Annotated in this window: 23 protein-coding genes and 1 riboswitch; of the genes, 13 read left to right on the top strand and 10 right to left on the bottom strand. The window is 70.2% G+C overall.

Going from position 1 to position 25,473, the window contains the following annotated elements; all coding sequences use genetic code 11:
- Positions 1 to 35: 35 nt before the first annotated feature.
- Positions 36 to 1,865: a proteasome ATPase gene (gene arc, locus AC30CM_RS10725; protein WP_490116841.1), complete on the bottom strand. Its 1,830-nt coding sequence runs from the start codon at positions 1,863 to 1,865 to the stop codon at positions 36 to 38.
- A 145-nt stretch (positions 1,866 to 2,010) separates the two neighbouring features.
- Between arc and AC30CM_RS10720 the strand changes: the two genes are divergently transcribed.
- Genes AC30CM_RS10720 through AC30CM_RS10710 form a run of 3 tightly spaced genes read left to right on the top strand, consistent with a single transcriptional unit; the run spans position 2,011 to position 3,381 of the window.
- On the top strand, positions 2,011 to 2,502 hold the full coding sequence (locus AC30CM_RS10720; protein ID WP_490116840.1) for an MTB12 family secreted protein: 492 nt from the start codon (positions 2,011 to 2,013) through the stop codon (positions 2,500 to 2,502).
- A gap of 7 nt (positions 2,503 to 2,509) precedes the next feature.
- A complete protein-coding gene (lppK, locus tag AC30CM_RS10715) occupies positions 2,510 to 3,082 on the top strand; it encodes a lipoprotein LppK (RefSeq protein ID WP_490116839.1) in 573 nt (190 codons plus the stop codon).
- Positions 3,079 to 3,381, top strand: coding sequence for a DUF503 domain-containing protein (locus AC30CM_RS10710; protein ID WP_490116838.1), 303 nt, complete (start codon positions 3,079 to 3,081; stop codon positions 3,379 to 3,381). The genes lppK and AC30CM_RS10710 overlap by 4 nt, the downstream gene beginning before the upstream one ends.
- Positions 3,382 to 3,391: 10 nt before the next feature.
- On the opposite strand, the gene AC30CM_RS10705 is transcribed toward AC30CM_RS10710, so the two are convergent.
- Positions 3,392 to 4,222 (bottom strand): tRNA (adenine-N1)-methyltransferase, encoded by an 831-nt coding sequence (locus AC30CM_RS10705; RefSeq protein ID WP_490116837.1) that lies wholly within the window; start codon positions 4,220 to 4,222, stop codon positions 3,392 to 3,394.
- Positions 4,223 to 4,297: 75 nt separating this feature from the next.
- Here AC30CM_RS10705 and AC30CM_RS10700 point away from each other — a divergent pair, with 75 nt between their 5' ends.
- The 9 genes from AC30CM_RS10700 to AC30CM_RS10660 all read left to right on the top strand — a co-directional run bounded on the left by AC30CM_RS10700 (position 4,298) and on the right by AC30CM_RS10660 (position 14,176).
- Positions 4,298 to 5,143 carry a RecB family exonuclease gene (locus AC30CM_RS10700; RefSeq protein ID WP_490116836.1) on the top strand — a complete coding sequence of 282 codons (846 nt, stop codon included), beginning with the start codon at positions 4,298 to 4,300 and terminating at the stop codon, positions 5,141 to 5,143.
- Complete coding sequence (locus tag AC30CM_RS10695) at positions 5,140 to 5,931, top strand: thioesterase family protein (RefSeq protein ID WP_490116835.1); 792 nt, start codon at positions 5,140 to 5,142, stop codon at positions 5,929 to 5,931. The genes AC30CM_RS10700 and AC30CM_RS10695 overlap by 4 nt, the downstream gene beginning before the upstream one ends.
- Before the next feature lie 214 nt (positions 5,932 to 6,145).
- The gene (locus AC30CM_RS10690; RefSeq protein ID WP_490116834.1) at positions 6,146 to 7,627 is read left to right on the top strand and encodes an aldehyde dehydrogenase family protein; all 1,482 of its coding nucleotides are present in this window, start codon (positions 6,146 to 6,148) and stop codon (positions 7,625 to 7,627) included.
- On the top strand, positions 7,627 to 9,027 hold the full coding sequence (locus AC30CM_RS10685) for an MFS transporter (protein ID WP_490116833.1): 1,401 nt from the start codon (positions 7,627 to 7,629) through the stop codon (positions 9,025 to 9,027). The genes AC30CM_RS10690 and AC30CM_RS10685 overlap by 1 nt, the downstream gene beginning before the upstream one ends.
- Positions 9,024 to 10,214 carry an FAD binding domain-containing protein gene (locus AC30CM_RS10680; protein ID WP_490116832.1) on the top strand — a complete coding sequence of 397 codons (1,191 nt, stop codon included), beginning with the start codon at positions 9,024 to 9,026 and terminating at the stop codon, positions 10,212 to 10,214. The genes AC30CM_RS10685 and AC30CM_RS10680 overlap by 4 nt, the downstream gene beginning before the upstream one ends.
- A gap of 7 nt (positions 10,215 to 10,221) precedes the next feature.
- The gene (locus AC30CM_RS10675) at positions 10,222 to 11,301 is read left to right on the top strand and encodes an NADH:flavin oxidoreductase/NADH oxidase (RefSeq protein ID WP_490116831.1); all 1,080 of its coding nucleotides are present in this window, start codon (positions 10,222 to 10,224) and stop codon (positions 11,299 to 11,301) included.
- Between the two features lie 149 nt (positions 11,302 to 11,450).
- Entirely contained in the window at positions 11,451 to 11,774 is a 324-nt protein-coding gene (locus tag AC30CM_RS10670; RefSeq protein ID WP_490116830.1) for a hypothetical protein, read from the top strand.
- A gap of 30 nt (positions 11,775 to 11,804) precedes the next feature.
- On the top strand, positions 11,805 to 12,104 hold the full coding sequence (locus AC30CM_RS10665; RefSeq protein ID WP_490116829.1) for a hypothetical protein: 300 nt from the start codon (positions 11,805 to 11,807) through the stop codon (positions 12,102 to 12,104).
- A gap of 389 nt (positions 12,105 to 12,493) precedes the next feature.
- Positions 12,494 to 14,176, top strand: coding sequence for an HNH endonuclease signature motif containing protein (locus AC30CM_RS10660; RefSeq protein WP_490116828.1), 1,683 nt, complete (start codon positions 12,494 to 12,496; stop codon positions 14,174 to 14,176).
- 36 nt (positions 14,177 to 14,212) lie between these two features.
- Here AC30CM_RS10660 and AC30CM_RS10655 read toward each other — a convergent pair whose 3' ends face one another.
- The 7 genes from AC30CM_RS10655 to metH form a co-directional block, all read right to left on the bottom strand.
- Positions 14,213 to 15,583, bottom strand: a complete 1,371-nt coding sequence (locus tag AC30CM_RS10655; protein WP_490116827.1) for an FAD-containing oxidoreductase — start codon at positions 15,581 to 15,583, stop codon at positions 14,213 to 14,215.
- Positions 15,584 to 15,587: 4 nt separating this feature from the next.
- Positions 15,588 to 16,067 carry a DUF4126 family protein gene (locus tag AC30CM_RS10650; RefSeq protein WP_490116826.1) on the bottom strand — a complete coding sequence of 160 codons (480 nt, stop codon included), beginning with the start codon at positions 16,065 to 16,067 and terminating at the stop codon, positions 15,588 to 15,590.
- A gap of 17 nt (positions 16,068 to 16,084) precedes the next feature.
- A complete protein-coding gene (gene hisG / locus AC30CM_RS10645; RefSeq protein ID WP_490116878.1) occupies positions 16,085 to 16,936 on the bottom strand; it encodes an ATP phosphoribosyltransferase in 852 nt (283 codons plus the stop codon).
- 41 nt (positions 16,937 to 16,977) lie between these two features.
- Positions 16,978 to 17,259, bottom strand: coding sequence for a phosphoribosyl-ATP diphosphatase (locus tag AC30CM_RS10640; protein WP_490116825.1), 282 nt, complete (start codon positions 17,257 to 17,259; stop codon positions 16,978 to 16,980).
- Positions 17,260 to 17,295: 36 nt separating this feature from the next.
- A complete protein-coding gene (locus AC30CM_RS10635; RefSeq protein WP_490116824.1) occupies positions 17,296 to 18,765 on the bottom strand; it encodes a sugar porter family MFS transporter in 1,470 nt (489 codons plus the stop codon).
- A 118-nt stretch (positions 18,766 to 18,883) separates the two neighbouring features.
- The gene (locus AC30CM_RS10630) at positions 18,884 to 19,561 is read right to left on the bottom strand and encodes an HAD family hydrolase (RefSeq protein WP_490116823.1); all 678 of its coding nucleotides are present in this window, start codon (positions 19,559 to 19,561) and stop codon (positions 18,884 to 18,886) included.
- Between the two features lie 63 nt (positions 19,562 to 19,624).
- Positions 19,625 to 23,386 (bottom strand): methionine synthase, encoded by a 3,762-nt coding sequence (gene metH / locus AC30CM_RS10625; RefSeq protein WP_490116822.1) that lies wholly within the window; start codon positions 23,384 to 23,386, stop codon positions 19,625 to 19,627.
- 15 nt (positions 23,387 to 23,401) lie between these two features.
- Positions 23,402 to 23,482, bottom strand: a riboswitch (S-adenosyl-L-homocysteine riboswitch).
- Positions 23,483 to 23,684: 202 nt separating this feature from the next.
- Between metH and AC30CM_RS10620 the strand changes: the two genes are divergently transcribed.
- The gene (locus AC30CM_RS10620) at positions 23,685 to 24,545 is read left to right on the top strand and encodes a PAC2 family protein (RefSeq protein ID WP_490116821.1); all 861 of its coding nucleotides are present in this window, start codon (positions 23,685 to 23,687) and stop codon (positions 24,543 to 24,545) included.
- Between the two features lie 20 nt (positions 24,546 to 24,565).
- Here AC30CM_RS10620 and AC30CM_RS10615 read toward each other — a convergent pair whose 3' ends face one another.
- Positions 24,566 to 25,462 (bottom strand): SDR family oxidoreductase, encoded by an 897-nt coding sequence (locus AC30CM_RS10615; protein ID WP_490116820.1) that lies wholly within the window; start codon positions 25,460 to 25,462, stop codon positions 24,566 to 24,568.
- Between the last annotated feature and the right edge of the window lie 11 nt (positions 25,463 to 25,473).

Here is a 25,473-nt window from a genome sequence, read left to right as displayed (position 1 = left end):
CGAGGCGGGGCCGGGGGCCGGGTCGCGTACCGGACCTACAGGTACTGGCCGAGGTTGCTCTCGGTGTCGATGGCTCTGCTGGCCGACGAACTCTTGCCGGTGACGAGCGTCCGGATGTAGACGATCCGCTCGCCCTTCTTGCCGGAGATGCGCGCCCAGTCATCCGGGTTGGTGGTGTTGGGCAGGTCCTCGTTCTCGGCGAACTCGTCGACGATCGAGTCCAGCAGGTGCTGGATGCGCAGCCCCCTCTGGCCGGTCTCCAAGACCGCCTTGATGGCGTACTTCTTCGACCGGTCGACCACGTTCTGGATCATGGCGCCCGAGTTGAAGTCCTTGAAGTACATGACCTCCTTGTCACCGTTGGCATAGGTGACCTCGAGGAAGCGGTTGTCGTCGATCTCGGCGTACATCCGGTCGACGATCTTCTCGATCATCGTCTTGATGCACAACGCGCGATCGCCGCCGAACTCGGCGAGGTCCTCGGCGTGCACCGGCAGGTCCTCGGTGAGGTACTTGCTGAAGATGTCCTGCGCCGCTTCGGCGTCCGGCCGCTCGATCTTGATCTTCACGTCCAGACGGCCCGGCCGCAGGATCGCGGGATCGATCATGTCCTCACGGTTGGAGGCGCCGATGACGATGACGTTCTCCAGACCCTCCACGCCGTCGATCTCGCTGAGCAACTGGGGCACCACGGTGGTCTCCACGTCGGAGCTGACACCGGTGCCGCGGGTGCGGAAGATCGAATCCATCTCGTCGAAGAACACGATCACCGGGGTGCCCTCGGAGGCCTTCTCCCTGGCCCGCTGGAAGATCAGGCGGATGTGCCGCTCGGTCTCGCCGACGAACTTGTTCAGCAGCTCCGGGCCCTTGATGTTCAGGAAGTAGGACTTGGCCTCGCGGCTGTCCTCGCCCCGCAGCTCGGCCATCTTCTTGGCCAGCGAATTGGCGACCGCCTTGGCGATGAGCGTCTTGCCGCAGCCGGGCGGACCGTACAGCAGCACGCCCTTGGGCGGCCGCAACGAGTACTCCTTGTACAGGTCCTTGTGCAGGAAGGGCAGTTCGACGGCGTCGCGGATCTGCTCGATCTGACGCGTCAGGCCGCCGATGTCGTGGTAGCTGACGTCGGGCACCTCCTCGAGCACCAGGTCTTCGACCTCGGCCTTGGGGATGCGCTCGAAGGCGTACCCGGCCTTGGTGTCCACCAGCAGGGAGTCGCCGGGCCGCAGCCTGCGGGCACGCTGCTCGTCGTCCAGCTCGGCGACGTCCACGCCGTCGGCCAGGAAGTCGGCGGCCACCAGCGGCTCCGCGAGCCACACGATGCGCTCCTCGTCGGCGTGGCCGACCACCAGGGCGCGGCGCCCGTCGTCGAGCACCTCGCGCAGCGTGCTGATCTCGCCGACGGACTCGTAGGTGGTGGCCTCCACGACGGTGAGGGCCTCGTTGAGGCGCACCGTCTGGCCCTGCTTGAGTTCGCCCACCTCGATGTTCGGCGAGCACGTCAGGCGCATCTTGCGACCCGAGGTGAACACGTCGACGGTGTCGTCCTCGTAGGTGCCCAGCAACACGCCGTACCCACTGGGCGGCTGGCCGAGCCGGTCGACCTCCTCGCGCAGTGCGAGCAACTGCTGGCGCGCCTCCTTGAGGGTGTCCATCAACTTCGCGTTGCGAGCGGCGAGCGAGTCGATCCGGGCCTCGAGCTGGGGTACGTCCCGCGGGCTGCGGGCCCCGCTGCCGGCGGCCTGCGCCAGCTGCTCGCGCAGGATCGCCGCCTCCCGCCGCAACTCCTCGAGCTCGGCCGCGCCACCTCCGGACGACGGGCCGGCGGGATGGTCTGGGTAGGCTCCCGAACGCTCTGACTCACTCATGTTGCGCTCCTTCCCGCACCGAAAGTTGGTGCAGTAACGGCTTCAACGCTACCGGCGATTCACTCTTCGTGTGTGGTGTAGCAATTCGACACACCAGCAACGCTGTTAACCTCTGATCTGAGTAGGCCCGATGGAAAGGACCGCCGTGACCCTGAAATCCCTCGTTACCGGCGTGGCAGCCACCGCACTGGTGGCAGCGGCGGCAGGCGGTGTGACATCAGTTGCATCCAGCGTATCGATCGCGGCACCCGCCGTGTCGCCCGTGGTGTTCGGCGCGCCGCTGCCACAATCGCCCGCGCCCGACCTGCAGGCACCCCTGACCGAGACGCTCAGCGGCCTGGTGGCGCCGGGCTCGTTCTCGTACAAGGCGACCTACATCCAGGGCGGCCTGGGCCGGGTGGAGACCCGGTTGGCCGATCGCAAGTACGCCGACGCCGCGGCCAAGGGTTACTTCCCGCTGGCCTTCAACGTCGTCGACATCGACGCCAACGGACCCATCGTCACGGCGAACGTGACCGCGACCGCGGCCACCGGCGCCACCGCGACGCAACCCGTGACGTTCGTGCAGGGCCCCAGCCCCACCGGCTACCAGATCACCAAGGAGTCCGCGCTGTCCGTGCTGTCCGCAGTGAGCTGACGCCCCGGTGCGCCGCACCCCTTCGGTCGTCCTGAGCGCCGCCACCGTTGCCTCGGTGGCGGCGTTCGGCATGTCCGGGTGCGGCGACCACGCGCCCACGGCCGAGCCCGCGACGTCCCGCGCCAGGGCCGTCACGGCCCCGCCGGCACCGTCGACGCCGGACGCGGCACCGTTGCCCGCGCCCGAGGCGTTGGCCGGGGTCTTGCAGCAGCTCGCCGATCCGGCGGTGCCGCCCGAGCGCAAGGTGGGTCTGGTGCAGTACGGCACCGCCCAGGATCAGCCGCTGCTGCAGAACTTCGCCGAGGCGTTGGCGGCCAACGGATACGACCCGCTGGGCGTGACGGTGACGGACCTGAGCTGGGCCGCCCAGCCCGGCAACGTCACCGCGATCGTGACGCTCGCGCCGCCCAACCCGGGGCCCGCGACGTTCACCTATCCCATGGAGTTCAGCCCGATGCGCGACGGCTGGCAGCTGGCCCGCCGCACCGCCGACCAGCTGCTGCCGGCGCTCGGCGGCACCGCGCCGCCGGGCTCGGCGGCACCGGCACCGCCGGGCTCGGCCCCCACACCCCCGCCGTGACGGCGTGGATCGGTTGGCTCGAGTTCGACGTCCTGCTCGGTGACGTGCACTCGCTCAAGGCCAAGCGATCGGTCGTCCGGCCGATCGTCGCCGAGTTGCGGCGGCGCCTCGCGGTGTCGGCCGCCGAGACCGGCGACGTCGACCTGTACCGCAGGACGCGGATCGGGGTCACGACGGTCTCGGGCGAGCGCGCCCACGTCGTCGACGTGCTCGACGCCGCGGAGCGGCTGGTGGCGGCGCGGCCGGAGATCGACCTGCTGTCGGTGCGGCGCGGATTCGCCCGCAGCGACGACGAATGACCGGCGACGGCTAGACCTGCTGCCTGCGCCGCTTCAACGGCGTCGGCGTGACCGTGCCCGGCGCGAGGCGGCGCGCAGAGATGAGGAAGGCGGTGTGCCCGCGCATGTTGTGCTGCGGGCGGACGGCCAGCCCGACGACGTTCCAGCCACGCTGCATGGTCTCCCACGACCGCGGCTCGGTCCAGCACTGCTGCTCCCGCAGCGCCTCGACGGTCTTGGACAGTTGGGTGACGGTGGCGACGTAGACCATCAGCACGCCACCGGGGATCAGCGCGTCGGCCACCGTCGGCAGCACGTCCCACGGCGAGAGCATGTCGAGCACGACGCGGTCCACCTGCGGACCCGAGTAGTCGGCGAGGTCGGCGATCACCAGGTCCCAGTTGGGTGGCCGCCTGCCGAAGAAGGTCTCGACGTTGCGGATGGCGTGCACGGCGTGGTCGTCGCGCACCTCGTAGGAGATCACCTTGCCCTCGGTGCCCACCGCACGCAGCAGCGAACAGGTGAGCGCCCCGGATCCGGCACCGGCCTCCAGCACGGTGGCGCCGGGGAACACGTCGCCCTCGTGCACGATCTGCGCCGCGTCCTTGGGATAGATCACCTGGGCGCCGCGCGGCATCGACAGCACGTAGTCGATGAGCAACGGGCGCAGCACCAGGAACGGGTCGCCGTTGGTCGACTTGACCACGCTGCCCTCGGGCTGACCGAGCACCGACTCGTGCGGGATGGCGCCGCGATGCGTGTGGAACTCGCCGCCGGGGGCCAGCACCATCGTGTAGTGCCTGCCCTTGGCGTCGGTCAACTGGACGCGATCGCCGACGACGAAGGGACCGGTGGTGGACACAGCCGCACAGCCTGCCATCGAACGCGCCGGACCGGGTGCGCGGGGTTGTCCGAGGGGCGTCCTAGGCTGATCGACATGTCCGACGCAGCTGCTCCCGCGGTCCGGCGTCCGGCGTTGTCCCCGTCGCGGGCGGGCGACTTCAAGCAGTGTCCGCTGCTCTACCGGTTCCGTGCCGTCGACCGGCTCCCCGAGCCGCCGTCCACGGCGCAGGTGCGGGGGTCGGTGGTGCACGCCGCGCTGGAACGGTTGTATGCGCTGCCCGCCGCGGGCCGGGACGTGACCACGGCGCTGGAACTGCTGGACCCCGCGTGGCAGAAGGTGGCCGACGAGCATCCCGAATGGGCGGCCGAGCTGGCGCCCGAGGCCCGCGCCGCGCTGCTCGCCGAGGCCGGCCGCCTGCTCACCGGGTACTACCGGCTGGAGGATCCGACGCGGTTCGATCCGCAGAGCTGCGAGCAGCGGGTCGAGGTGGAGTTGGCCGACGGGACGCCGCTGCGCGGGTTCGTCGACCGCATCGACGTCGCACCGACGGGCGAACTGCGCGTGGTGGACTACAAGACGGGCAAGGCCCCGCCCGCGGCGCGGGCACTCGCCGAGGCCAAGGCGTTGTTCCAGATGAAGTTCTACGCCGTGGCGCTGTTGCGCTCGAGGGACGTGCTGCCCACCCGGCTGCGGCTCATCTACCTGGCCGACGGGCAGGTGCTCGACTACGCCCCGGCCCACGACGAACTGCTGCGGTTCGAACGGACGTTGATGGCCATGTGGCAGGCCATCCTGGCCGCCGGGCGCACCGGCGACTTCCGACCGAAGCAGTCCCGCCTCTGCGACTGGTGCGCGCACCGCACGGCGTGCCCGGTGTTCGGCGGCACGCCACCGCCGTACCCGGGCTGGCCCACCACCTTGGCGGAGCCGGCCGCGTGATCGACTGCCTGTACCGTCGGCTGCCCGCCGACGGCGAGTTCGCGACCTTCGAGTCGACGGCCGGCACCGCCAGCAATTGGGGCCCGTCTCTGCAGCACGGTTCGCCACCGCTGGCGCTGCTGACCCGCGCCATCGAGGACGTTGCCGCTCCCGGCATGCGGGTGGGCCGGGTGACCCTGGACATCCTGGGCGCCGTACCCGTGGCGCCGGTGCGGGTCCGGGCATGGGTCGAACGGCCGGGAAGCCGCATCGCCCTGGTGGCGGCCGAGATGCTCGCCGCCCGGCCCGATGGCGAATTCCGCGCCGTCGCGCGCGCGACCGCGTGGCTGATGGCCACCACCGACACCGCCGACGCCGTCTCCGACCGCCATCCCCCGCTGCGCGAGGGTACGGCCGTCGACGTCCCGCACGGCTGGGCAGGCGCGCCCGGGTTCCTGGAAACCGTGAGCTGGCGCAGGCAGCACACCGAGCCGGACGAGGCCTTCACCAGCTGGCTGAGCCCGCTGGTGCCGCTCATCGACGACGAACCGACCACCGCCCTGCAGCGGCTGGCCATGGTGGTCGACTGCGCCAACGGTGTAGGCGCCGTGCTGGATCCGAACGAGTTCGTGTTCATGAACACCGACACCACGGTGCACCTGCACCGGCTGCCGAGAGGCGACGACTTCGCGCTGCGCGCCCGCGCGTCGATCGGGCCCGACGGCATCGGCGCGACCACCGCCGAGATCTTCGACCGCGACGGCTACGTCGGCACGTCCGCGCAGGCGCTGCTGGTCCAGCGCCGCTGACCGCTGCCCGCTGACCGCGGCCGGTGCCGCGCCGTTCACCGGTGCCGCACCGTTCACCGCTGCCGTGCGGCATCACGCCGACGTCACGTGTCTTCCGGTGTTCTCCATGACACATGGGCGCAAACAACAGTGTTGCCGTGGACATTGCCGCCGACGGTGACCGGGTCGACACTCATCATGACGCTGAATCCCGCGTCACGAGGAAGGACGACCCATGACACCAGTCGCCAGCGATGTCGGCTCCCCCATCCGGGTGGATCACCGTGACGTCATCAATCCCGCTACCGGAACCGTCATCGACACCGTGCCCGAGCACGGCGCGGCGGGCGTCGACGCCGCCGTCGCCGCGGCCAAGACCGCGTTCGAGGCGGGACCGTGGCCCGCCATGACCCGCAGCGCGCGGGCACGGCTGCTGCTGCGCATCGCCGACGCCATCGAAGCCGACGCCGAACGGCTCTACACCCTCGAGGCGCTCAACAACGGCAGACCCATCACCGAGACCCGCGCGCAACTGTCCCGGGTCCCGGAGTGGTTTCGCTACAACGCCGGCCTGCTCGCCGCCCAACGCCCGGCCGTACTGCCCGGCGACGGACCACACCTGACCTACCAGCAGCGCCTCCCGCTCGGCGTGTGCGGCATCATCACGCCGTTCAACCATCCGCTGCTGATCCTCGGCCGCAGCCTCTCCGCGGCGCTGGCCAACGGCAACACCGTCGTCGTCAAACCCTCGGAGCTGACACCGCTGACCACCGTGGCCCTCGGCGAGATCATGGCCAGGGCAGGGCTCCCCGAGGGCGTGGTCACCGTCGTGACCGGCGGCCGGGACGCCGGTGTCCGGCTCACCGAACATCCCGACGTCGCGAAGATCACGCTGACCGGCGGCACCGAGGCGGGCCGATCCGCCGCGCTCGCGACGGCCGCCCGCTTCGCCCGCGTGACCGCCGAACTGGGCGGCAAGACGCCGGTGATCGTGTTCGACGACGTCGACCCGACCGACGCCGCCGAAGGCGCGGCGTTCGCCGCCTTCGTGGCCGCCGGCCAGTCCTGCGTCGCCGGTTCGCGTTTCCTGGTGCAGCGCGGCGTCTACGACGCCTTCGTGGCGGCGCTCGGGCACCGCGCCCGAGCCATCCGCGTGGGCGACCCCACCGATCCGGACACGCAGATGGGACCGCTGATCAGTGCCCGCCAACTGGCCAAGGTGACCGCCCTGGTCGAGGGCGGCGTGCGCGAGGGTGCCCGGCTGGCGGCCGGTGGCGACACCCCGGAACTCCCGGAGTCGTTGCGCGACGGCTTCTTCCTGTCACCCACCGTGCTCGCCGACGCCACCATGTCGATGGGCGTGGCGTCCGAGGAGATCTTCGGTCCGGTGGCCGTCGTGATCCCGTTCGACGACGAGGACGACGCCGTGCGGATGGCCAACGACAACCGCTACGGCCTGGGCGCCGGGGTGTGGACCCGCGACGTCGGCCGGGCACACCGGGTGGCGGGCCGCATCGTGGCGGGCATGGTGTGGGTCAACGACCATCACCGCCTCGAGCCCTCACTGCCCTGGGGTGGGGTCAAGGAGTCCGGCACCGGCAAGGACGCCGGGGCGGAGTCCTTCGACGACTTCTCCTGGGTCAAGACCATCGTGGTGCGCACGGCTGCCGAGCCGGTCGACTGGTACGGCGGCCGCGAGCACGGGCGGTTGAACTGATGAGCGCCGCGCAGGCGACCGGGTGGCGCCACGAGATCACCCGCGTGCAGTGGCTGGTGCTGGCCGGCACCACCCTGGGCTGGGGTCTGGACGGCTTCGCCGCGAGCCTCTTCGTCCTGGTGCTCGGGCCCACCATGGGCGAATTGCTGCCGCACAGCGGCATCGAGGCCTCCGCCTCCGCGGTCGGCTACTACGGCGGCATCACCGTCGCACTGTTCCTGTTGGGCTGGGCGGTGGGCGGCATCCTGTTCGGGATGCTCGCCGACTACTTCGGCCGCACCCGGGTGCTGTCGGTGGGCATCCTCACCTACGCGGTGTTCAGCGCGTTGGCCGCGTTCTCCGACACCTGGTGGCAGCTGGGCCTGCTGCGCTTCGTCGCCGGCGTCGGATCCGGCGTCGAGGCCCCCGTGGGCGCGGCGCTGATCGCCGAGACGTGGCGCAACCGCTACCGCGCCCGTGCGGGCGGTCTCATGATGGCCGGGTACGCCGGCGGCTTCTTCGCCGCGGCCGCCGCCTACGCGGTGCTGGGCCACTACGGCTGGCGGGCGATGCTGCTGCTGGCCGGCGTTCCGGCGCTGCTGGTGTGGTTCATCCGCCGCTACGTCCCGGAGCCACCCGAGGTCCAGGCGAGCATGGACGCGCGACGCAGCCGGAAGGACGTCGGCGGCAAGGCTTCCCGTGAGCGCTTCGTCCTACGCCGGCTGTTCGCGCCGCCGTTGCTGCACCCCATGCTGGTGTGCACGACGCTGGCGACCGGTGCGCTGATCGCGTTCTGGAGCGTCAGCACGTGGTACCCCCAGGTGATCCGCGGCATCACCGCCGCCGAGGACCTCTCCCGCGCCGTCGCCGACCACCGAGTGGCCATGGCGGCCATGCTGTTCAACGCAGGCGGCATCATCGGCTACGCGTCCTGGGGCTTCCTGGCCGACGCCATCGGCAGGCGCACCAGCTTCGTGGTGAGCTTCGCGGTGTCGGCGGCGTCGGTCGCGTGGGCGTTCCCGTTCGAACGCAGCTACGCCGAACTGACCGTCGCCATGCCCTTCCTGGGCTTCGGCCTCTTCGGCGCCCTGTCCGGAACGTTCATCTACGGACCCGAACTGTTCCCCCCGAGCGTGCGGGCCACCGCACTGGCCACCTGCAACAGCGTCGGCCGCATCGTGACGGCGCTGGGACCGCTGACCGCGAGCGCCATCGCCACCTCGTGGTTCGGGGGCAATCTCGGCATGGCCACCGCATCGGTCGCGGCCCTCGGACTCGTCGCCGTCGTCGGTCTCGGCTTCGCGAAGGAGACCCGGGGCCTACCCCTGCCGACGGACGCCGACGTCCCCTCCGGCGCGATTCCGACCGATCCCACCCCGGCCACCCTCACCGGCCCCCGCAACGAGAAGAGCTCGTCATGACCAGCTACGCCCACGCCACCGCCATCGTCGTCGGCGGTTCCATCGGCGGCCTCACCACCGCACTACTGCTGCGCGACATCGGATTCCACGTCGACGTCTACGAGCGCACGCCGACCGCGCTGGACGGCCGCGGCAGCGGCATCGTGCTCCAGCCCGACACGGTGCGCTGGTTCACCGAGCGCAGCTCCCAGCACCTCGACGACCTGAGCACCTCCACCAACTACGTGCAATACCTCGATCGCACGGGTGACGTCGTCTACCGCGAGCAGGCCACCTGGACCTACACGTCGTGGGGCACGTTCTACCGCGCCCTGCTCGCCGACTTCGGTACCGACCACTACCACTACGGCGAGTACGCGTGCGGCTTCGACCAGGACGACGAGCGCGCCTCCGTCCGCTTCGTCAGCGGCAGAACGGAATCCGCCGACCTGGTGGTGTTCGCCGACGGCGTGACGTCGGCCGCGCGTGAACGCTTCGATCCCGACGCGCGGTTGCGCTACGCCGGCTACGTCGGCTGGCGCGGAACGTGCCGACTGCGCGACCTGAGCGCGCAGGCCCGGGCCACGCTCGCCGACGCCATCACCTACGACGTGATCCCCCACTCACACATCACGATGTATCCCATTCCGGGTGAGACGAGCCTGGCGCTCGAGGACCGGCTGATGAACTACGTGTGGTACCGCAACGTGCCCGCGGGACCCGACCTCAGCGAGATGCTGATCGACAAGCGCGGTTTCGGCGGCACCGTCTCGGTGCACCCCGGGCAGGTCCAGGACCGCTACGTCGCCGAGCTGAGGGCCGCCGCGTCGGAGCTCCTCGCCCCCACCGTCGCAGAGGCCGTGCTCGCCACCGAACAGCCCTACCTGCAGGTGCTCTCGGACGTGCGCTCGTCCCGGATGGCGATGGGACGCGTGGCGCTGATCGGCGACGCGGCGTGCGCCTCGCGCCCCCACGCCGCGGCCGGGACGGCCAAGGCCGCTGCCGACGGCTGGGCGCTGGCCGATGCGCTGGTCGACGCCGGCGGCGACATCGCGGCCGCGCTCACCAAGTGGGAACCCGCCCAACTGCAGCTCAGCGATGCGCTGCTGCGTCGCGTCGTGGCGATGGGCGAACGGTCGCAGTTCGAGAACACCTGGACGCCAGGAGATCCCGACCTGCGCTTCGGGCTCTACGGCCCGGGGCACTGAGGCCGCCGTGTCCGCCCTCTTCAGCCCATTGACCCTGCGCTCGGTGACGTTCGCCCACCGCGCCTGGATGTCGCCGATGATGCAATTCGCGGCGGTGCCCGCCGGTCCCGACGAAGGCGCCCCGACGGATTGGCACGTCCAACATCTCGGCTCGCGCGCGACCGCAGGCGCCGCGCTGGTGATGACCGAGGCCACCGCCGTTCACCCCGTGGGCCGCAGCAGCGTCTACGACCTCGGACTGTGGAACGACCGCCAGGCGGCCGCCCTGCGCAGGATCACCGACGTCGTCGGCTCCCAGGGCGCGGTGCCGGGCATTCAGCTGGTGCACGCCGGGCGCAAGGGTGCGACGGGCCGGCCCTGGGGCGAGCCTGGTCCGCGTTGGGACACCGTGGCGCCCAGCGCCGTTCCGTTCGGCAGGCTGCCGAGCCCCGCCGAGCTGTCCGTCGCCGAGATCGCCGGCATCGTCGAGGCGTTCGCCGCCGCCGCCGCCCGCGCTGCCACGGCGGGCTTCCGCGTGCTGGAACTGCATGGCGCACACGGCTATCTGATCCACCAGTTCCTCTCGCCGCAGTCGAACGTGCGCACCGATCACTACGGCGGCGGCCTGGAGAATCGGCTGCGCTTCGCGCTCGAGGTGGTCACCGCCGTGCGTGCCGTGTGGCCCGCCCAGCTGCCACTGCTGTTCCGGGTGTCGGCCACCGACTGGCTGGCCGGAGACACCGCCGATCCCCGGCCCGGGTGGACCGTCGAGGACACCGTCGTGCTCGCCACGCGCCTGAGGGACCTGGGTGTGGACCTCGTCGACGTGTCCACCGGGGGCGCGGTGCCCGACGCCGCGATCCCGGTGGCGCCCGGCTATCAGGTGCCGTTCGCCGAGCGCATCCGTGACGCCGTCGGCATTCCGACCAGTGCGGTCGGACTCATCACTACCGCAGACCAGGCCGAGGAGATCGTCGCCGGCGGCCGGGCCGACGCGGTGTTCTTGGCCAGGGAACTGCTGCGCAACCCGGGGTGGGTCTGGCAGGCCGCGCACCACCTCGGCGCGTCGGCCCACCATCCACCGCAGTACGCGCGGGCATTCGCCTGACCGCATTGCTGCTAGCCGGAAACATCGCGGCCCGGGTGGCCGGAAGCCGGGTTGACCGGGAGCGGGGTCGACGTGGACGCCGGGATGCACCAAGATCAACGTGTCGGCGACGCTCGAGCCGCCCGACCCGAGCCAGGGAGGACAGCCCCATGAACCACCACGATCACGCCGTCGCGCGCCCCGTGCCGGTGCGCCGCGCCGCGGTGCTGCTGGGCGGGCTCGCCGCCGTGACCATGGTCGCGCTGGTCGGGTGCTCGAACAGCGAGAGCCCCGCCCCGTCGTCGCCGTCGTCGACCACGGAGACCACGTCGGTCACCACGACGACGGAGCAGCCGGCCCCCACCTCGGCCACCGAACCGCCGGCGGAGCCCACCGAGAAGAGCATCAACCCCACGGGCGGCAACCTGTTCACGCCGTCGGTGCTCGCCCCGCCCGCGCCCACCGAGCCGCCCGGCGTCCACCGCAACAACTGAGACCGGATCGCCGAGAAGGAAGCCATGTCCATGACCCACACCTCGCGCCGCGACGTCACCTTCACCGCGGGAATCGTCGCCGCCGCAGCGGCCGCGCTGCTCGCCGGCTGCGGTTCGTCGTCGCAGGAGTCGCCGTCCACCTCGACGACGCCGACCACGTCGGCCACGACGTCGGCGCCGGAGACCACCCCGTCGGGCGCCGTCACTCCCGAGCCCACCGAGAAGGGCGTCGAGCCCACCGGTGGCAACCTGTTCACCCCGGACGTCAAGGCGCCGAACCCGCAGACCATCGCGCCGGGGCAGCACCCAGGCATCAACGGCATCCCCTGATCGGCCTGAACACCGGTGCGCGTCAACGGATTTCGTTCCGGGGCGCGTGCCGATGCCCGGGTAGCCGTCGCGACGGATTCGGACACGGGGACGGCCTATGACTGCCCACCGATCACGTCAGCCACGTTCCGCCGCCTTTTAGCGCCACGCCTATTGCCTCATGAACTCGTATCCGTTGCCGGTGCTCGTCGACGAGGCAGCGGTCGATGGTCGCCGCCGACATCACACTCAGCAACACGGCGGCGCCCTCGGTGATGGTCAGCTTCCCGAAGCGCCTCAAGACCGCGACCAGTTAGTGAGCATTGGAGCCAGCCGCTTGCCGGCCGGCATCTCGAACACCTGCCAACAGACCCTCGGGTCAACGCGGACCGGCAGATGTCAGACCTCGAATGTATGTTCGAAGCATGCGGGCGGGGATGGTGTCAGACGCGGTGTCAGACGCGGTGGCAGCGTTGCGCGCCGCCGTCGACGCGCTGGCCGCCTGCGACCTCGAATCACTCGACGCCGCTGAACGGGTGGGACTCCTCGCCGAGCTGGAGACCCACCGCTGCCAGATTCCGGCGGTGGAGCACCGGCTCGTTACCTCCCTGAACGCCGACACCCCGCCATCCCAGTTGGGTGCCAAGAGTCTCGCCGACGCACTCCAGGTGCGGCTGAACCTGCACCCCAGGGAGGCCAAGCGCCGCGTCGCCGTGGCCGCTGACCTCGGCCCCCGACGGTCCCTGACCGGCCAACCCATGCCACCCAAGTTGCCCGCCACCGCGATCGCGGTGGCGCGCGGGGTGATCAACGCCGACCACGTGACCGTGATCCGGGACGCCGTCGCGAAGATCCCCGGCCACGTCGACCCGATCCGACGACAAGCCTTGGAGGTCGCCTGGGCGCGGGCGGCCACCACCATGGCGCCCCATCAGCTCGCCACTGATCTCAAGCGTGCGCTGTACCTGCTCGATCAGGATGGACCGGAACCCACCGACGAGGACGGGGTGCGGCGTCGCGGCATGACCGTCGGCAAGCAGGGCCCCGACGGCACCGTCGCCGTCTCGGTGGTGATGACCGCCGCCGCCTGGGCCGCACTGGAAGTCCTGTTGGCGAAGTTCGCCGCCCCCGGCATGTGCAACCCCACCGACGAGCACCCGTGCACCTCCGGCACGCCGTCGCAGGCGCAGATCGACGCCGACGACCGCACCCTGGCCCAGCGCCGCCACGACGCCTTGGCGTTCCTCCACCGCACGGCCCTGGACAAGGGCGAGTTGGGCCGGCTCAACGGGATTCCCACCGCGATCCTGATCCGCACCACGTTGAGCGATCTGGAGTCCCGCGCCGGCGTCGGGGTCACCGGCGGCGGCACCGTGCTCACCCGCCGCGAGATCCTGCAGCTCGCCGCCCAATCCACCACCACCGGATTCCTCACCCTGTTCGACGATGCCACCGGCAAGGTCCTCGACCTGTTCCAGACCCGCCGCACCGCCACCGTCGTGCAACGCCTCGCCCTGATCACCCGCGACGGCGGCTGCACCAAACCCGGCTGCACCGTCGGGGCGTACGGCTGCCAAGTCCACCACGCCAAGAAGGACTTCGCCCACGGCGGCAACACCAACGTCAACGACACCGCACTGGCCTGCGGCGCGGACAACCGCCTCGTCGGCACGACCGGCGGCTGGACCACCCGCATCAACGCCCGCCACCAGGTCGAATGGCACCCACCCCCACTACTGGACCGCGGCCAAACCCGGGTGAACACCTACCACCACACCGAACGACTCCACCCACCACCGGGTGGCGCGGAAAGTGGCTGCGCGGTGGGAGATTCGCCACAGAAGACCCCGGGCGAAGGCATCGAGGCGGGCGGGGGTGCCCGCGCGGATGCGTCCGTCGACGAGGACGCGGACCGCGAGTTCCACGCCGAATTCGACGTCACCGATCCCTGGGCGCCGGAACATCACGCTCCCGGCGAGACCGTCACCCGCACACCGACGGACCGACTCGGGCGCGACGACCCGTGGGCGCCACACGAGGCGGTCGACGAGAGACCCGGCGGCCCTGAACCACCTGGCGCAACCGGGCGGTAGCGGTGCCCGCCGACCCGGCCGACCCGCACCGACGCGCTACTCCAGGGGTTCCAGCTCCTGCAGCAGCGTCGGCAGCAACTCACTGACCGTCGGGTGGATGTGCATGGTGCGCGAGATCGCGGTGTACGGCAGGTCGGCGGTCATCACGTCCAGGACGTCCTGGATCACCTCGTCGCCACCGACACCGAGGATCGCCGCACCCAAGATCCTCTCGGTCTCGGCGTCGACGACGGCGGACATGAAACCCTGCGTCTCACCCTTCTCCACCGCGCGACCCACCCGCGTCATCGGCCGCTTGGCGACCAGCGCCTTGCGCCCCGACGCGCGCACCTGCGCCACGGTCATCCCCACCCGGCCCAGCGGCGGATCGACGTACAGCGCATACGTCGGAATCCGGTCGCTCACCCGGCGCGGGTCGTCGTCGAGCAGGTTGGCGGCCACGATCTCGAAGTCGTTGTACGACGTGTGCGTGAACGCGCCCTTGCCGTTGCAGTCCCCCAGCGCCCAGATGCCGTCGACGGTGGTGCGCAACTGATCGTCCACCTCGACGTACCCGCGCCCGTCGGTGCGCACCCCGGCGGCCTCCAGACCCAGGTCGTCGGTGTTGGGCCTGCGCCCCGTCGCCACCAGCAGGTGCGACCCGACGATGGGGTCACCACCTCCCCCGGTGTGCAACGCGAAACCCTTGTCGCGCTTGTCGATTCGCATGTCCGACGCACCGACGTGCACCTCGATGCCCCCGCCCTCCAAGATGTCCCGGATGGCCGCAGACACGTCCTCGTCCTCGCGCGGCGTCAGCCGCGGCCCGCGTTCGACCACGCTGACACGCGCCCCGAATCGGCGATACATCTGCGCGAACTCCAGCGCGATGTAGCTGCCACCGACGACCACCAGATGCTCGGGGAGCGCATCGAGTTCGAGGATGCCGACGTTGGTGAGGTAGTCGATGTCCGCCAAACCCGGGATGTCGGGCACCGTGGCCCGACCGCCCACGTTCAGGAAGATCTGCGGCGCGGTCAGCACCTCGTCGCCCACCCGCACCTCGTGTGGACCCTCGAACCGGGCGTGCCCACGGATCAGCGTGCATCCGGACATCCCCTCGAGCCACTCCTCCAGCCCCTGCCGGTCGTCGAGCACGATGCGGTCCTTGCGCGCCTTGACCGCCGCCATGTCCACCGTCACCGGGCCCGTGCTGACGCCGAAATCGGCTGCGCGGCTGGCGATGTGGGCCGCATGAGCACTGGCGACCAAGGTCTTGGTGGGTATGCAGCCGGTGTTGACACACGTGCCGCCGACGAGGTGGCGTTCGATCACCGCCACGGTCTTGCCCGCCGCGGTCAACCTGCCCGCCAGCGACGGTCCGGCCTGGCCGGCACCCACCACGATGGCGTCGAATTCGCGTGTCACCACGTCAGATTACGTGGACCAGGGCAGCGACGGCGAACCCACCGAGCACCGCGAGCACGTCCTCGGTGAGCGCCACCGGCAGGTCCTTGCCGCTGCGCGCCACCAGTGCGCGTCGCGCGTGGAAGCCCGTCAACGTGCCCAGCACCGCGCCGACCATGCCCGCGCCGATCGAGCTGTACGTGTAGTGGAAGCCCGCGCCGATCACCGCACCCGCGAACGCACCCGTCACCAGGCGCGCCACGAACTGCATGGGCACGGTGCGCGCCGGCGTCGACGGCAGCTGATCGGTGACCAACTCGACCACCAGCAGGATGCTGAGCACCGCCACCGTGATCGGGTGGCCGACCCACTGCGCCCAGGTGCCCTCGACGGGCAGCCAACCCAGCATCGCTCCCCAGGCCACGGCAGCGGGTGGCGTCAACGCCCGCAACCCTGCGATGACGCCGATCAACAGGGCCAGCAGCAAGACGAGCGCGTGCGTCATGGCCGCACGCTAACACGTCAAAAGCGACAAAACCTGATGTCGGAAGCCAAGATCGCCTTGGCACCGATGGCCGCGATCTCGTCCATGATCGCGTTGACGTCGCGCCGCGGCACCAGTGCGCGCACGGCCACCCAGTCCGGGTCGGCCAGCGGCGCAATGGTCGGCGACTCCAAACCCGGCGTGACGGCGACGGCGCGCTCCAGCGCGGCCCGAGGGCAGTCGTAGTCGAGCATCAGGTACTGCTGGCCGAACACCACACCCTGGACGCGGGCGGTCAGCTGATCGCGCGCAGCCGCGTTCGCGGGGTCGGCATCGGCGCGCTCGATGAGCACGGCCTCCGACTCGCACAGCGGGTCGCCGAACGCCACCAGCTGATGCAGGCTCAGCGTGCGCCCCGAGCCGACGACGTCGGCGATGACGTCGGCGACGCCGAGCTGGATCGAGATCTCGACTGCCCCGTCCAGCCGGATCACCGTGGCGTCGATGCCCTTGGCGGCCAGGTCTTTCCGGACCAGGTTGGGAAACGACGTCGCGATGCGCAACCCCGCGAGGTCGGCGACCGTCCACTGCCTACCCGCCGGGCCGGCGTACCGGAACGTCGACCCGCCGAACCCCAGCGCCAGTCGTTCACGCACGGAGGCGTCCGAGTCGGCGGCCAGGTCGCGGCCGGTGATGCCGAGGTCGAGCTGTCCGGACCCCACGTAGATCGCGATGTCCTTGGGGCGCAGGAAGAAGAACTCGACGTTGTTCACCGGGTCGATGACCGTCAGGTCCTTGACGTCGCGTCGGCGACGGTACCCCGCCTCGGACAGGATCTCGGCGGCCGACTCGCTGAGGGCGCCCTTGTTGGGCACCGCGACGCGCAGCATGGCCGACGAGCCGTTCCCCCCGCCGGCCTGGGACACGGCGCTCACAGCTTGGCGTACACGTCGTCGAGGGTCAGGCCACGCTTGATCATCAGCACCTGCGTCCAATAGAGCAGCTGGCTGATCTCCCCGGCCAGCTCGTCGTCACCCTCGTGCTCGGCGGCGATCCACACCTCGCCGGCCTCCTCGAGGATCTTCTTGCCGAGCCCGTGCACGCCGCCGTCCAGCGCGGCGACGGTGCCACTGCCCGCCGGGCGGGTGCGCGCGCGCTCGCTCAATTCGGCGAACAGGGCTTCGAAGGTCTTCACGGCACGCGATTGTTTCACGTGCGCGCGCGACGGGTCACGCCGGTTCGCGGCGGCTCAGGTGGCGGCCGTCCTGCGGTCGTCCGCCAGCACCTCGGCGTGCATGTCTTCCAGCGAGACGCCCTTGGTCTCTCGCACCCACTTCGCCACGAACAGGAACGACAGCACCGCGCACAGCGCGTAGAAGCCGTAGGCCAGCCCGAGGGTGTTGCGCAGCTCGGGGAACGTCGCGGTGACGAGGCAGTTGGCGATCCACTGCCCGGCCGCGGCCAGACCCAGCGCGGCCGCGCGGATGCGGTTGGGGAACATCTCCCCCAGCAGTACCCACACCACGGGACCCCACGACATGCCGAACGCCACGACGAACAGGTTGGCGGCCACCAGCGCGATGGGCCCGGTGGCCCCACCCAGCTGCGGCTGGCCGTCGACCTGTGTGGCGGTGCCGAAGATGACGGCCATGGTCGCGAGCGTCACGGCCATGCCGGCCGACCCGATGAGCAGCAGCGGCTTGCGGCCGATCTTGTCGATCAGCGCGATCGCGATCAGCGTGGTCGCGATGTTCACGATCGACGTGATGACCGTGATCGTGAACGACGAACTCTCGTCGAAACCGACGGCCTGCCACAGCACGTTGCTGTAGTAGAAGATCACGTTGATCCCCACGAACTGCTGGAAGATCGACAGGCCGAGGCCCACCCAGACGATGCCGTAGATGCCGCCCGTCGGCTTGCGCATGTCACGCCACGACGGCGGCTTCTCGGCGTCGAGCGTCGCCTTGATCCGGTCGATCGTGATCTCGAGGTTGCGTTCACCCAACAGCAGCGTGAGCACCCGGCGCGCCTCCGGAATACGGTGCGTGGCAACGAGATAGCGCGGCGACTCCGGGATGGTGAACGCGAGCGCGCCGTAGACGACGGCCGGGATCGCCATCATCAGGAACATCCACCGCCACGCCTCGAGGCCCAGCCACAGCGGCTCGCTCGCGCCACCGGCGAGCTTGGCCAGCAGCGCGTCGACGGCGAGCGACAGGAAGATGCCGCTGACGATGGCCAGTTGCTGCAGCGAGCCGAGCCTGCCACGGATGCCCGGCGGCGACGTCTCGGCGATGTAGGCGGGTGCGATCACCGACGCCACGCCCACGGCGATGCCGCCGATGACGCGCAGCACGATGAACATCCAGACGTGGGTGGCCAGACCGGTGCCGATGGCGCTGACGAAGAACAGCACTGCGGCGATCTTCATGACCGACAACCGGCCCAGCTTGTCGGCGATGCGGCCGGCTGTCAGCGCGCCGGCCGCCGCGCCGATCAACGCCGAGGCCACCGCCCAGCCGAGCACGAAGTTGCCCATCTGGAAGTGCTTCTGCACCGATTCCACCGCGCCGTTGATGACGGCGCTGTCATACCCGAACAGCAGACCGCCCAGCGCGGCGACCGACGCGATCCGGATGGCGCTCTTGCCCGAGGAATAGTGGTCGTCGAGGAACGGCGAGGCCGAATCGTCGACCGGAGGACCCTGACCAGCCATGTGTCGCCCCTTCGCAGCGCTGCGGTGACCCGAGCGGGTTCACGGGGTCATTCAAGCACCGCGGGGCCCGGTCCACGGGCGATCCGAGATCGCGATGGCGTCTCGAGGCAGGGACGTTTCAGCGCACGTCGGCGCCGCACCCCTGGCCGGCGTGAATCCCCGCCAGGTCGGCGACCGTCACGACGTCCAGCGAGTCGACACGCGTGCGGCGCGCGCCCAGCGGCACGTCCACCTCCGAGGGCACCACCACCACGACGCACCCGGCGGCCTCCGCCGAGGTGGCCCCGGCCACCGAATCCTCCACCGCCAGGCAGTCGGCGGGATCGAGGTCCAAGAGTTCGGCGGCACGCAGGTAGATGTCCGGCGCCGGCTTGCCGCGGGCCACCTCGTCGCCGCACACGGTCACCGTGAAGTAGTGCCGCCCGATGCTGCTCAAGGCCTGATCGGCGAGGTCCCGGCGGGTGTTGGTGACCAGCGCCATCGGAACGTCCTCTGCGGCGAGCGCATCGAGCATCTCCTTCGCGCCGGGCTGCCACGGCAGCCCGGCGGCGAACAGTTCCCCGGTGTAGGAGTGCAGCCAGTCGCTCTCGCGGCGCATCGCCGCGAGGTCGCGCTCCAACCCCAGGTCGTCGAACACGATGGCCATGAGGTCGTCGGCCGACGCACCGATGGTGGTCTCGCGGACCTCGGGGGTCAGCTCGGCGCCGCGGCGCCGATACAGCTCCTGGAGCGCGACGTCCCACAGCTTCTCGGAGTCGACGAGGGTGCCGTCCATGTCCCAGAGCACTGCGCGCATGTGTTCGATTGTCGCATCACCATGCGGGTGCCCCGGCTCACACCAGACCTTTCGGGGGTGCCGCTAGTCCTCCGGGTTGTAGCCCAGGTTGGGCGCCAGCCAGCGTTCGGCCTCTTGCAACGTCCAGCCCTTGCGCCGGGCGTAGTCGGCCACCTGATCCTGCGCCAAGCGGCCGACCACGAAGTACTGCGACTGCGGATGCGAGAAGTACCAGCCGCTCACCGCGGCCCCCGGCCACATCGCCATGGACTCCGTCAGCTCGATGCCGGTCCGCTTCGTCACGTCGAGCATTTCGAAGAGGGTCTCCTTCTCGGTGTGCTCCGGGCAGGCGGGGTAGCCGGGCGCAGGCCGGATCCCGACGTAGCGCTCCCCGATCAGCTCCGCGTTGTCGAGCTGCTCGTCGGGCTGATAACCCCAGAACTCCTTGCGCACCCGCTCGTGCATCCGCTCGGCGAACGCCTCGGCCAGCCGGTCGGCCAGCGACTCCAGCAGGATCGCGCTGTAGTCGTCGTTCGCGGCCTTGAACTCGGCGATCTTGTCCTGTCCACCGAGCCCGGCGGTGACGGCGAAGGCCCCGACGTAGTCCGCGGTCCCGGTCTCCTTGGGCGCGACGAAGTCGCCGAGCGACCGGTTCGGGATGCCGGGCCGGTGCTCCCCCTGCTGGCGCAGGTTGCGCAGCGTCGTCAGCACCTGCGTGCGGCTCTCGTCGGTGTAGACCTCGACGTCGTCGCCGACGGCGTTCGCGGGGAAGAAGCCGATGACCCCGTTGGCCGTCAGCCACTTCTCCTTGATCAACGTGTCGAGCATCTCCTGGGCGTCGTCGTACAGCTTGCGGGCCGCCTCGCCCGACGCCGGGTTGTTGAGGATGTCGGGGAACCGGCCCTTCATCTCCCAGGCGTTGAAGAACGGCTGCCAGTCGATGTACTCGCGCAGTTCGGCCAGGTCGTAGTCGGAGAAGTCCCGCACGCCCAGACCCTGCGCGGGCACCGGTGGCGCGTAGCCGTCCCACTCGATCGGCGTGCGGTTGGCGCGCGCCTTCTCCAACGTCAGCATCGGCCGCTCGTTCTTCTGCGCATGCCGCTCCCGCAGCGACGCGTAGTCCGCCGCCGTGGCCTCCAACAGGGCGGGCCGCTGCTTGTCGTCGAGCAGTGCGGCGGCCACCGGCACCGAGCGCGACGCGTCCTTCACCCAGACCACCGGACCGGACCGACGCGGCGCCACCTTCACCGCGGTGTGGGCGCGCGACGTCGTGGCCCCGCCGATCAGCAGCGGGATCTCGAGGCCCTCCCGCTCCATCTCGACGGCGAAGTTGACCATCTCGTCCAGCGACGGGGTGATCAGCCCGGACAGCCCGATGATGTCGGCGTCGTGTTCCTTGGCCGCGTCGAGGATCTTCTGGGCGGGCACCATCACGCCGAGGTCGATGACCTCGTAGTTGTTGCACTGCAGCACCACGCCCACGATGTTCTTGCCGATGTCGTGAACGTCGCCCTTGACCGTCGCCATGATGATCGTGCCGTTGGTGTCCTTGGTCTTGGTCTGCGACGCTTCCTTTTCCGCCTCGATGTACGGCAGCAGGTAGGCCACCGCCTTCTTCATCACGCGGGCGGACTTCACGACCTGGGGCAGGAACATCTTGCCCGAGCCGAACAGGTCGCCGACGACGTTCATGCCGTCCATCAGCGGGCCTTCGATGACCTCGATCGGACGGCCGCCGGCTGCGGCGATCTCGGCCCGCAGTTCCTCGGTGTCGTCGTCGACGTGCGCGTCGATGCCCTTGACCAACGAGTGCGTGATGCGCTCGCGCACCGGCAGGCTGCGCCACTCGGCCGCCGCAGGATCGTCGGCCTTCTCGGACGTGTTGAACCGCTCGGCGATCTCCAGCAGGCGTTCGGCGGCGTCGGGGCGCCGGTTGAGCACCACGTCCTCGATGCGGTCCCGCAGCTCGGGGTCGATCGAGTCGTACGGCACCAATGCGCCTGCGTTGACGATGCCCATGTCCAGCCCGGCCTTGATGGCGTGGAACAGGAACACCGCGTGGATGGCCTCGCGCACCGGGTTGTTGCCACGGAACGAGAACGACACGTTGGAGATGCCACCGGAGATGTGCACCCCCGGCAGGTTCTCCTTGATCCACGCGCACGCCTCGATGAAGTCGATGCCGTAGGTGGCGTGCTCCTCGATGCCGGTGGCCAGCGCGAAGCAGTTCGGGTCGAAGATGATGTCCTCGGCCGGGAAGCCGACCTCCTCGGTCAGGATCCGGTAGGCGCGGCCGCAGATCTCCTTGCGCCGCTCCAGGTTGTCGGCCTGGCCCTGCTCGTCGAAGGCCATGACGACGACGGCGGCGCCGTACTTGCGGCACAGCCGGGCCTCGCGGACGAACTTCTCCTCGCCCTCCTTCAGGGAGATCGAGTTGACGATCGGCTTGCCCTGCACGTTCTTCAGGCCGGCCTCGATGACGTCCCACTTCGAGGAGTCGATCATCACCGGGACGCGGCTGATGTCGGGCTCGGCCGCGATCAGCTTGGTGAAGCGATCCATGGCGGCGACGCCGTCGATCATGCCCTCGTCCATGTTGATGTCGATGACCTGCGCACCGACCTCCACCTGCTGCAGGGCCACCGACAGGGCAGTGTCGTAGTCGCCGGCCTTGATGAGGTTGCGGAACCGGGCCGAGCCGGTGATGTTGGTGCGCTCGCCGATGTTGACGAACAGCGAGTCGGAGGTGATGTTGAGCGGCTCCAGCCCCGAGAGCCGGGTCGCGACCGGGATCTGCGGCAGCTCGCGGGGCTTTCTGCCCTCGACCACCTTCGCGATCTCGGCGATGTGCGGCGGTGCCGTGCCGCAGCAGCCGCCGACCAGGTTCACCAGCCCGGCCTCGGCGAACTCGGCGATGTAGGACGCCTGCCGCTCGGGTGATTCGTCGTACTCGCCGAACGCGTTGGGCAGGCCGGCGTTGGGGTAGCAGGACACGAACGTGTCGGCGATGCGGGCGACCTCGGCGATGTAGGGCCGCATCTCGGGGGCACCCAGCGCGCAGTTCAGCCCCACCGCGAGCGGCCTGGCGTGCCGGATCGCGTTCCAGAAGGCCTCGGTGACCTGACCGGACAGGGTGCGACCGGACGCGTCGGTGATGGTGCCGGAGATGATCAGCGGCCAGCGGCGGCCGCGCTGTTCGTACAGCGTCTCCACGGCGAACACCGCGGCCTTGGCGTTCAGCGAGTCGAAGATCGTCTCGATGATGAGCAGGTCCGCACCGCCGTCGACCAGACCGTTGGCGGCCTCCAGGTAGGCCGCCACCAGCTGGTCGTAGGAGACGTTGCGCGCGCCGGGGTCGTTGACGTCGGGCGAGATCGACGCCGTACGCGTCGTCGGGCCGATGGCGCCTGCGACGTAGCGGGGCCGGTCCGGGGTGCCGAACTCGTCGGCTGCCTTACGCGCCAGCGCGGCCCCCGCATGATTCAGCTCGTACGCCAGGTCGACCATGTCGTAGTCGGCCAGCGAGACGGCGTTGGCGTTGAACGTGTTGGTCTCGAGGATGTCGGCGCCCGCCTCGAGGTACTCGCGGTGGATGCCCTCGATGAGCTGCGGCTGCGTCAGGGTGAGCAGGTCGTTGTTGCCCTGGAGGGCGGTCGGCCACTCCGTGAAGCGGTCACCGCGGTAGCCGGCCTCGTCGGGCCGATCCCGCTGGATGGCGGTGCCCATGGCGCCGTCGATGACCACGATCCGCGATCGGAGGGCGGCCGTCAGCTCCGCAGTGCAGTCCGGCCGGATGTTCGGCTCGAACGCCGGTGGCGCGGAGGCGAGCGAATCAGAGGCGTTCACGTACGTTCCCTTCCGTGGCGGAAGGCGTCCTTGACTCTCGCCGAGCGTGGCGGACACCGGCGAACACCCGGATCCGTTGCAACGCCTCTCGGCGAGAAGAGTCTACGTCGTCACCCCGACGACGTCTGGACGCCCAGCTCGACACCGTGGCGAGAGCTGGCGGTGATCCCGTCGGCGATGTCGTCGTCATCCAGGTTAACCAGAGGGCAACCGGTGGTATTTCGTCGACCCGCCGCGTCGCCCGCCGAACCGGCGGTGGTGCAAGCCGCGGCGACGGTGCAGGGCTTACGCTGGTTTGGTGACAGAGTTGCCCGATCTGAACGCCCCCATCGTGGTCGCGGCCTTCGAGGGCTGGAACGACGCCGGGGACGCGGCCAGCGACGCCGTCGAGCACCTCGATGCCATGTGGGAGGCCGAGACCATCGTCGAGATCGACGACGAGTCCTACTACGACTACCAGGTGAACCGACCCGTGATCCGGCAGGTCGACGGCGTGACGCGCGAGCTGGTCTGGCCGTCGATGCGGATCTCCTACTGCCGCCCGCCCGGCAGCGACCGCGACGTGGTGCTGATGCACGGCGTCGAACCGAACATGCGCTGGCGCACCTTCTGCGCGGAGTTGCTGGCCATCGCCGACAAGCTCAACGTCGACACCGTCGTGATCCTGGGCGCGCTGCTGGCCGACACCCCGCACACCCGGCCGGTGCCGGTGTCGGGTGCGGCCTACTCCCCCGACTCGGCCAAGTACTTCGGCCTCGAGGAGACCCGCTACGAGGGGCCGACCGGCATCGCGGGGGTGTTCCAGGACGCGTGCGTGGCCGCAGGCATCCCCGCCGTCACGTTCTGGGCGGCCGTACCGCACTACGTCTCGCAGCCGCCCAATCCGAAGGCCACCGTGGCGCTGCTGCGCCGCGTCGAGGAGGTCCTCGACGTCGAGGTGCCGCTGGCCGACCTGATCACCGCCGCCGAGGAGTGGGAGCAGGCCGTCACCGAGATGACCGCCGAGGACGAGGAGATCGCCGAGTACGTGCAGTCACTCGAGGAACGCGGCGACGCCGAGGTCGACATGACCGAGGCCATCGGCAAGATCGACGGCGACGCGCTGGCCGCGGAATTCGAGCGCTACCTCCGCCGCCGCGGCCCGGGCTTCCGGGGATAGCCCCGGGACGTCACTCCGGGTCACTCCTGGTCGGTGCGTTCCATCTCCTCGGTGTGTGCGCTCGTGGACCGTCCCAGCGCGGCCACCTCGGCGTCCATCCGCGGCAGGATGTCCGGCACGATGGCCCGCACCGGCGCCTCACCGAGCCGCGTCGACAGCACCGGCTTGAGCCACCGGGCCACGGCCACCCACTCCGGACAGAACACCCGCGTCTGGCGCCCCTCGATGCCCTTGACGAATGCGTCGGCGCACTTGCCCACCGACGTGGTGGTCGACAGCGGCCACGGCAGCCGCGACAGCATCTCCCCGAACATCGACAGGTCCGACTTCGTGTCGCGCACCATGGCCGTGTCGATCCAGGACATGTGCGCCGATCCGACGGCGACGCCGCGGTGGGCCACCTCGAGGCGCAGCGCATTGGCGAACTGCTCGACGGCGGCCTTCGACCCGTTGTACGGAGCCAGGCCCGGCGCGGCGGCGTACGCCGCCAACGACGACACGATGAGCACGTAGCCGCGGCGCTCGAGCACCGACGGCAGCGTCGCCCGCACGGTGTGGAACACGCCCAGCACGTTGACCTCCAGCAGCCGCCGGAACGCCTCCGGATCCACCTGCAGCACCGAGCCGTAACTGATGATGCCGGCGTTGGCCACCACGGTGTCGATGCCGCCGAACCGTTCGACGGCCGCCGCGGCGGCGGCGTGCATGGCCGCCAGGTCACGGACGTCGGCCACCGCGGTCAGCACGCGGGTCTGACCCAGCTCGGCGGAGATCGCCGTCAGCTGCGCCCGGTCGACGTCGGTGAGCACCAGCTGGGCACCCTTGGCGTGCAGTCGGCGCGCCACGTCGGCGCCGATCCCGGCGGCCCCGCCGGTGAGGAACACGGTCTTGCCACGAACGTCGGTCCCGGACACCATGGCCGAAACGT

The organism is Mycobacterium sp. DHQP2018-32-09 (assembly GCF_058148405.1).
The sequence above is the reverse complement of the archived record's forward strand: the minus strand, read 5'-3'. Positions and strand labels throughout refer to the sequence as shown.

Excerpts from the sequence above, each read along its gene's own strand:
- arc (WP_490116841.1), bottom strand. The coding sequence starts at position 1,865 with ATGAGTGAGTCAGAGCGTTCGGGAGCCTACCCAGACCATCCCGCCGGC.
- AC30CM_RS10700 (WP_490116836.1), top strand. The coding sequence starts at position 4,298 with ATGTCCGACGCAGCTGCTCCCGCGGTCCGGCGTCCGGCGTTGTCCCCG.
- AC30CM_RS10690 (WP_490116834.1), top strand. The coding sequence starts at position 6,146 with ATGACACCAGTCGCCAGCGATGTCGGCTCCCCCATCCGGGTGGATCAC.
- AC30CM_RS10685 (WP_490116833.1), top strand. The coding sequence starts at position 7,627 with ATGAGCGCCGCGCAGGCGACCGGGTGGCGCCACGAGATCACCCGCGTG.
- AC30CM_RS10680 (WP_490116832.1), top strand. The coding sequence starts at position 9,024 with ATGACCAGCTACGCCCACGCCACCGCCATCGTCGTCGGCGGTTCCATC.
- AC30CM_RS10670 (WP_490116830.1), top strand. The coding sequence starts at position 11,451 with ATGAACCACCACGATCACGCCGTCGCGCGCCCCGTGCCGGTGCGCCGC.
- AC30CM_RS10665 (WP_490116829.1), top strand. The coding sequence starts at position 11,805 with ATGACCCACACCTCGCGCCGCGACGTCACCTTCACCGCGGGAATCGTC.
- AC30CM_RS10660 (WP_490116828.1), top strand. The coding sequence starts at position 12,494 with ATGTATGTTCGAAGCATGCGGGCGGGGATGGTGTCAGACGCGGTGTCA.
- AC30CM_RS10650 (WP_490116826.1), bottom strand. The coding sequence starts at position 16,067 with ATGACGCACGCGCTCGTCTTGCTGCTGGCCCTGTTGATCGGCGTCATC.
- hisG (WP_490116878.1), bottom strand. The coding sequence starts at position 16,936 with ATGCTGCGCGTCGCGGTGCCCAACAAGGGCGCCCTCAGCGAGTCGGCC.
- AC30CM_RS10635 (WP_490116824.1), bottom strand. The coding sequence starts at position 18,765 with ATGGCTGGTCAGGGTCCTCCGGTCGACGATTCGGCCTCGCCGTTCCTC.
- AC30CM_RS10630 (WP_490116823.1), bottom strand. The coding sequence starts at position 19,561 with ATGCGCGCAGTGCTCTGGGACATGGACGGCACCCTCGTCGACTCCGAG.
- AC30CM_RS10615 (WP_490116820.1), bottom strand. The coding sequence starts at position 25,462 with ATGGTGTCCGGGACCGACGTTCGTGGCAAGACCGTGTTCCTCACCGGC.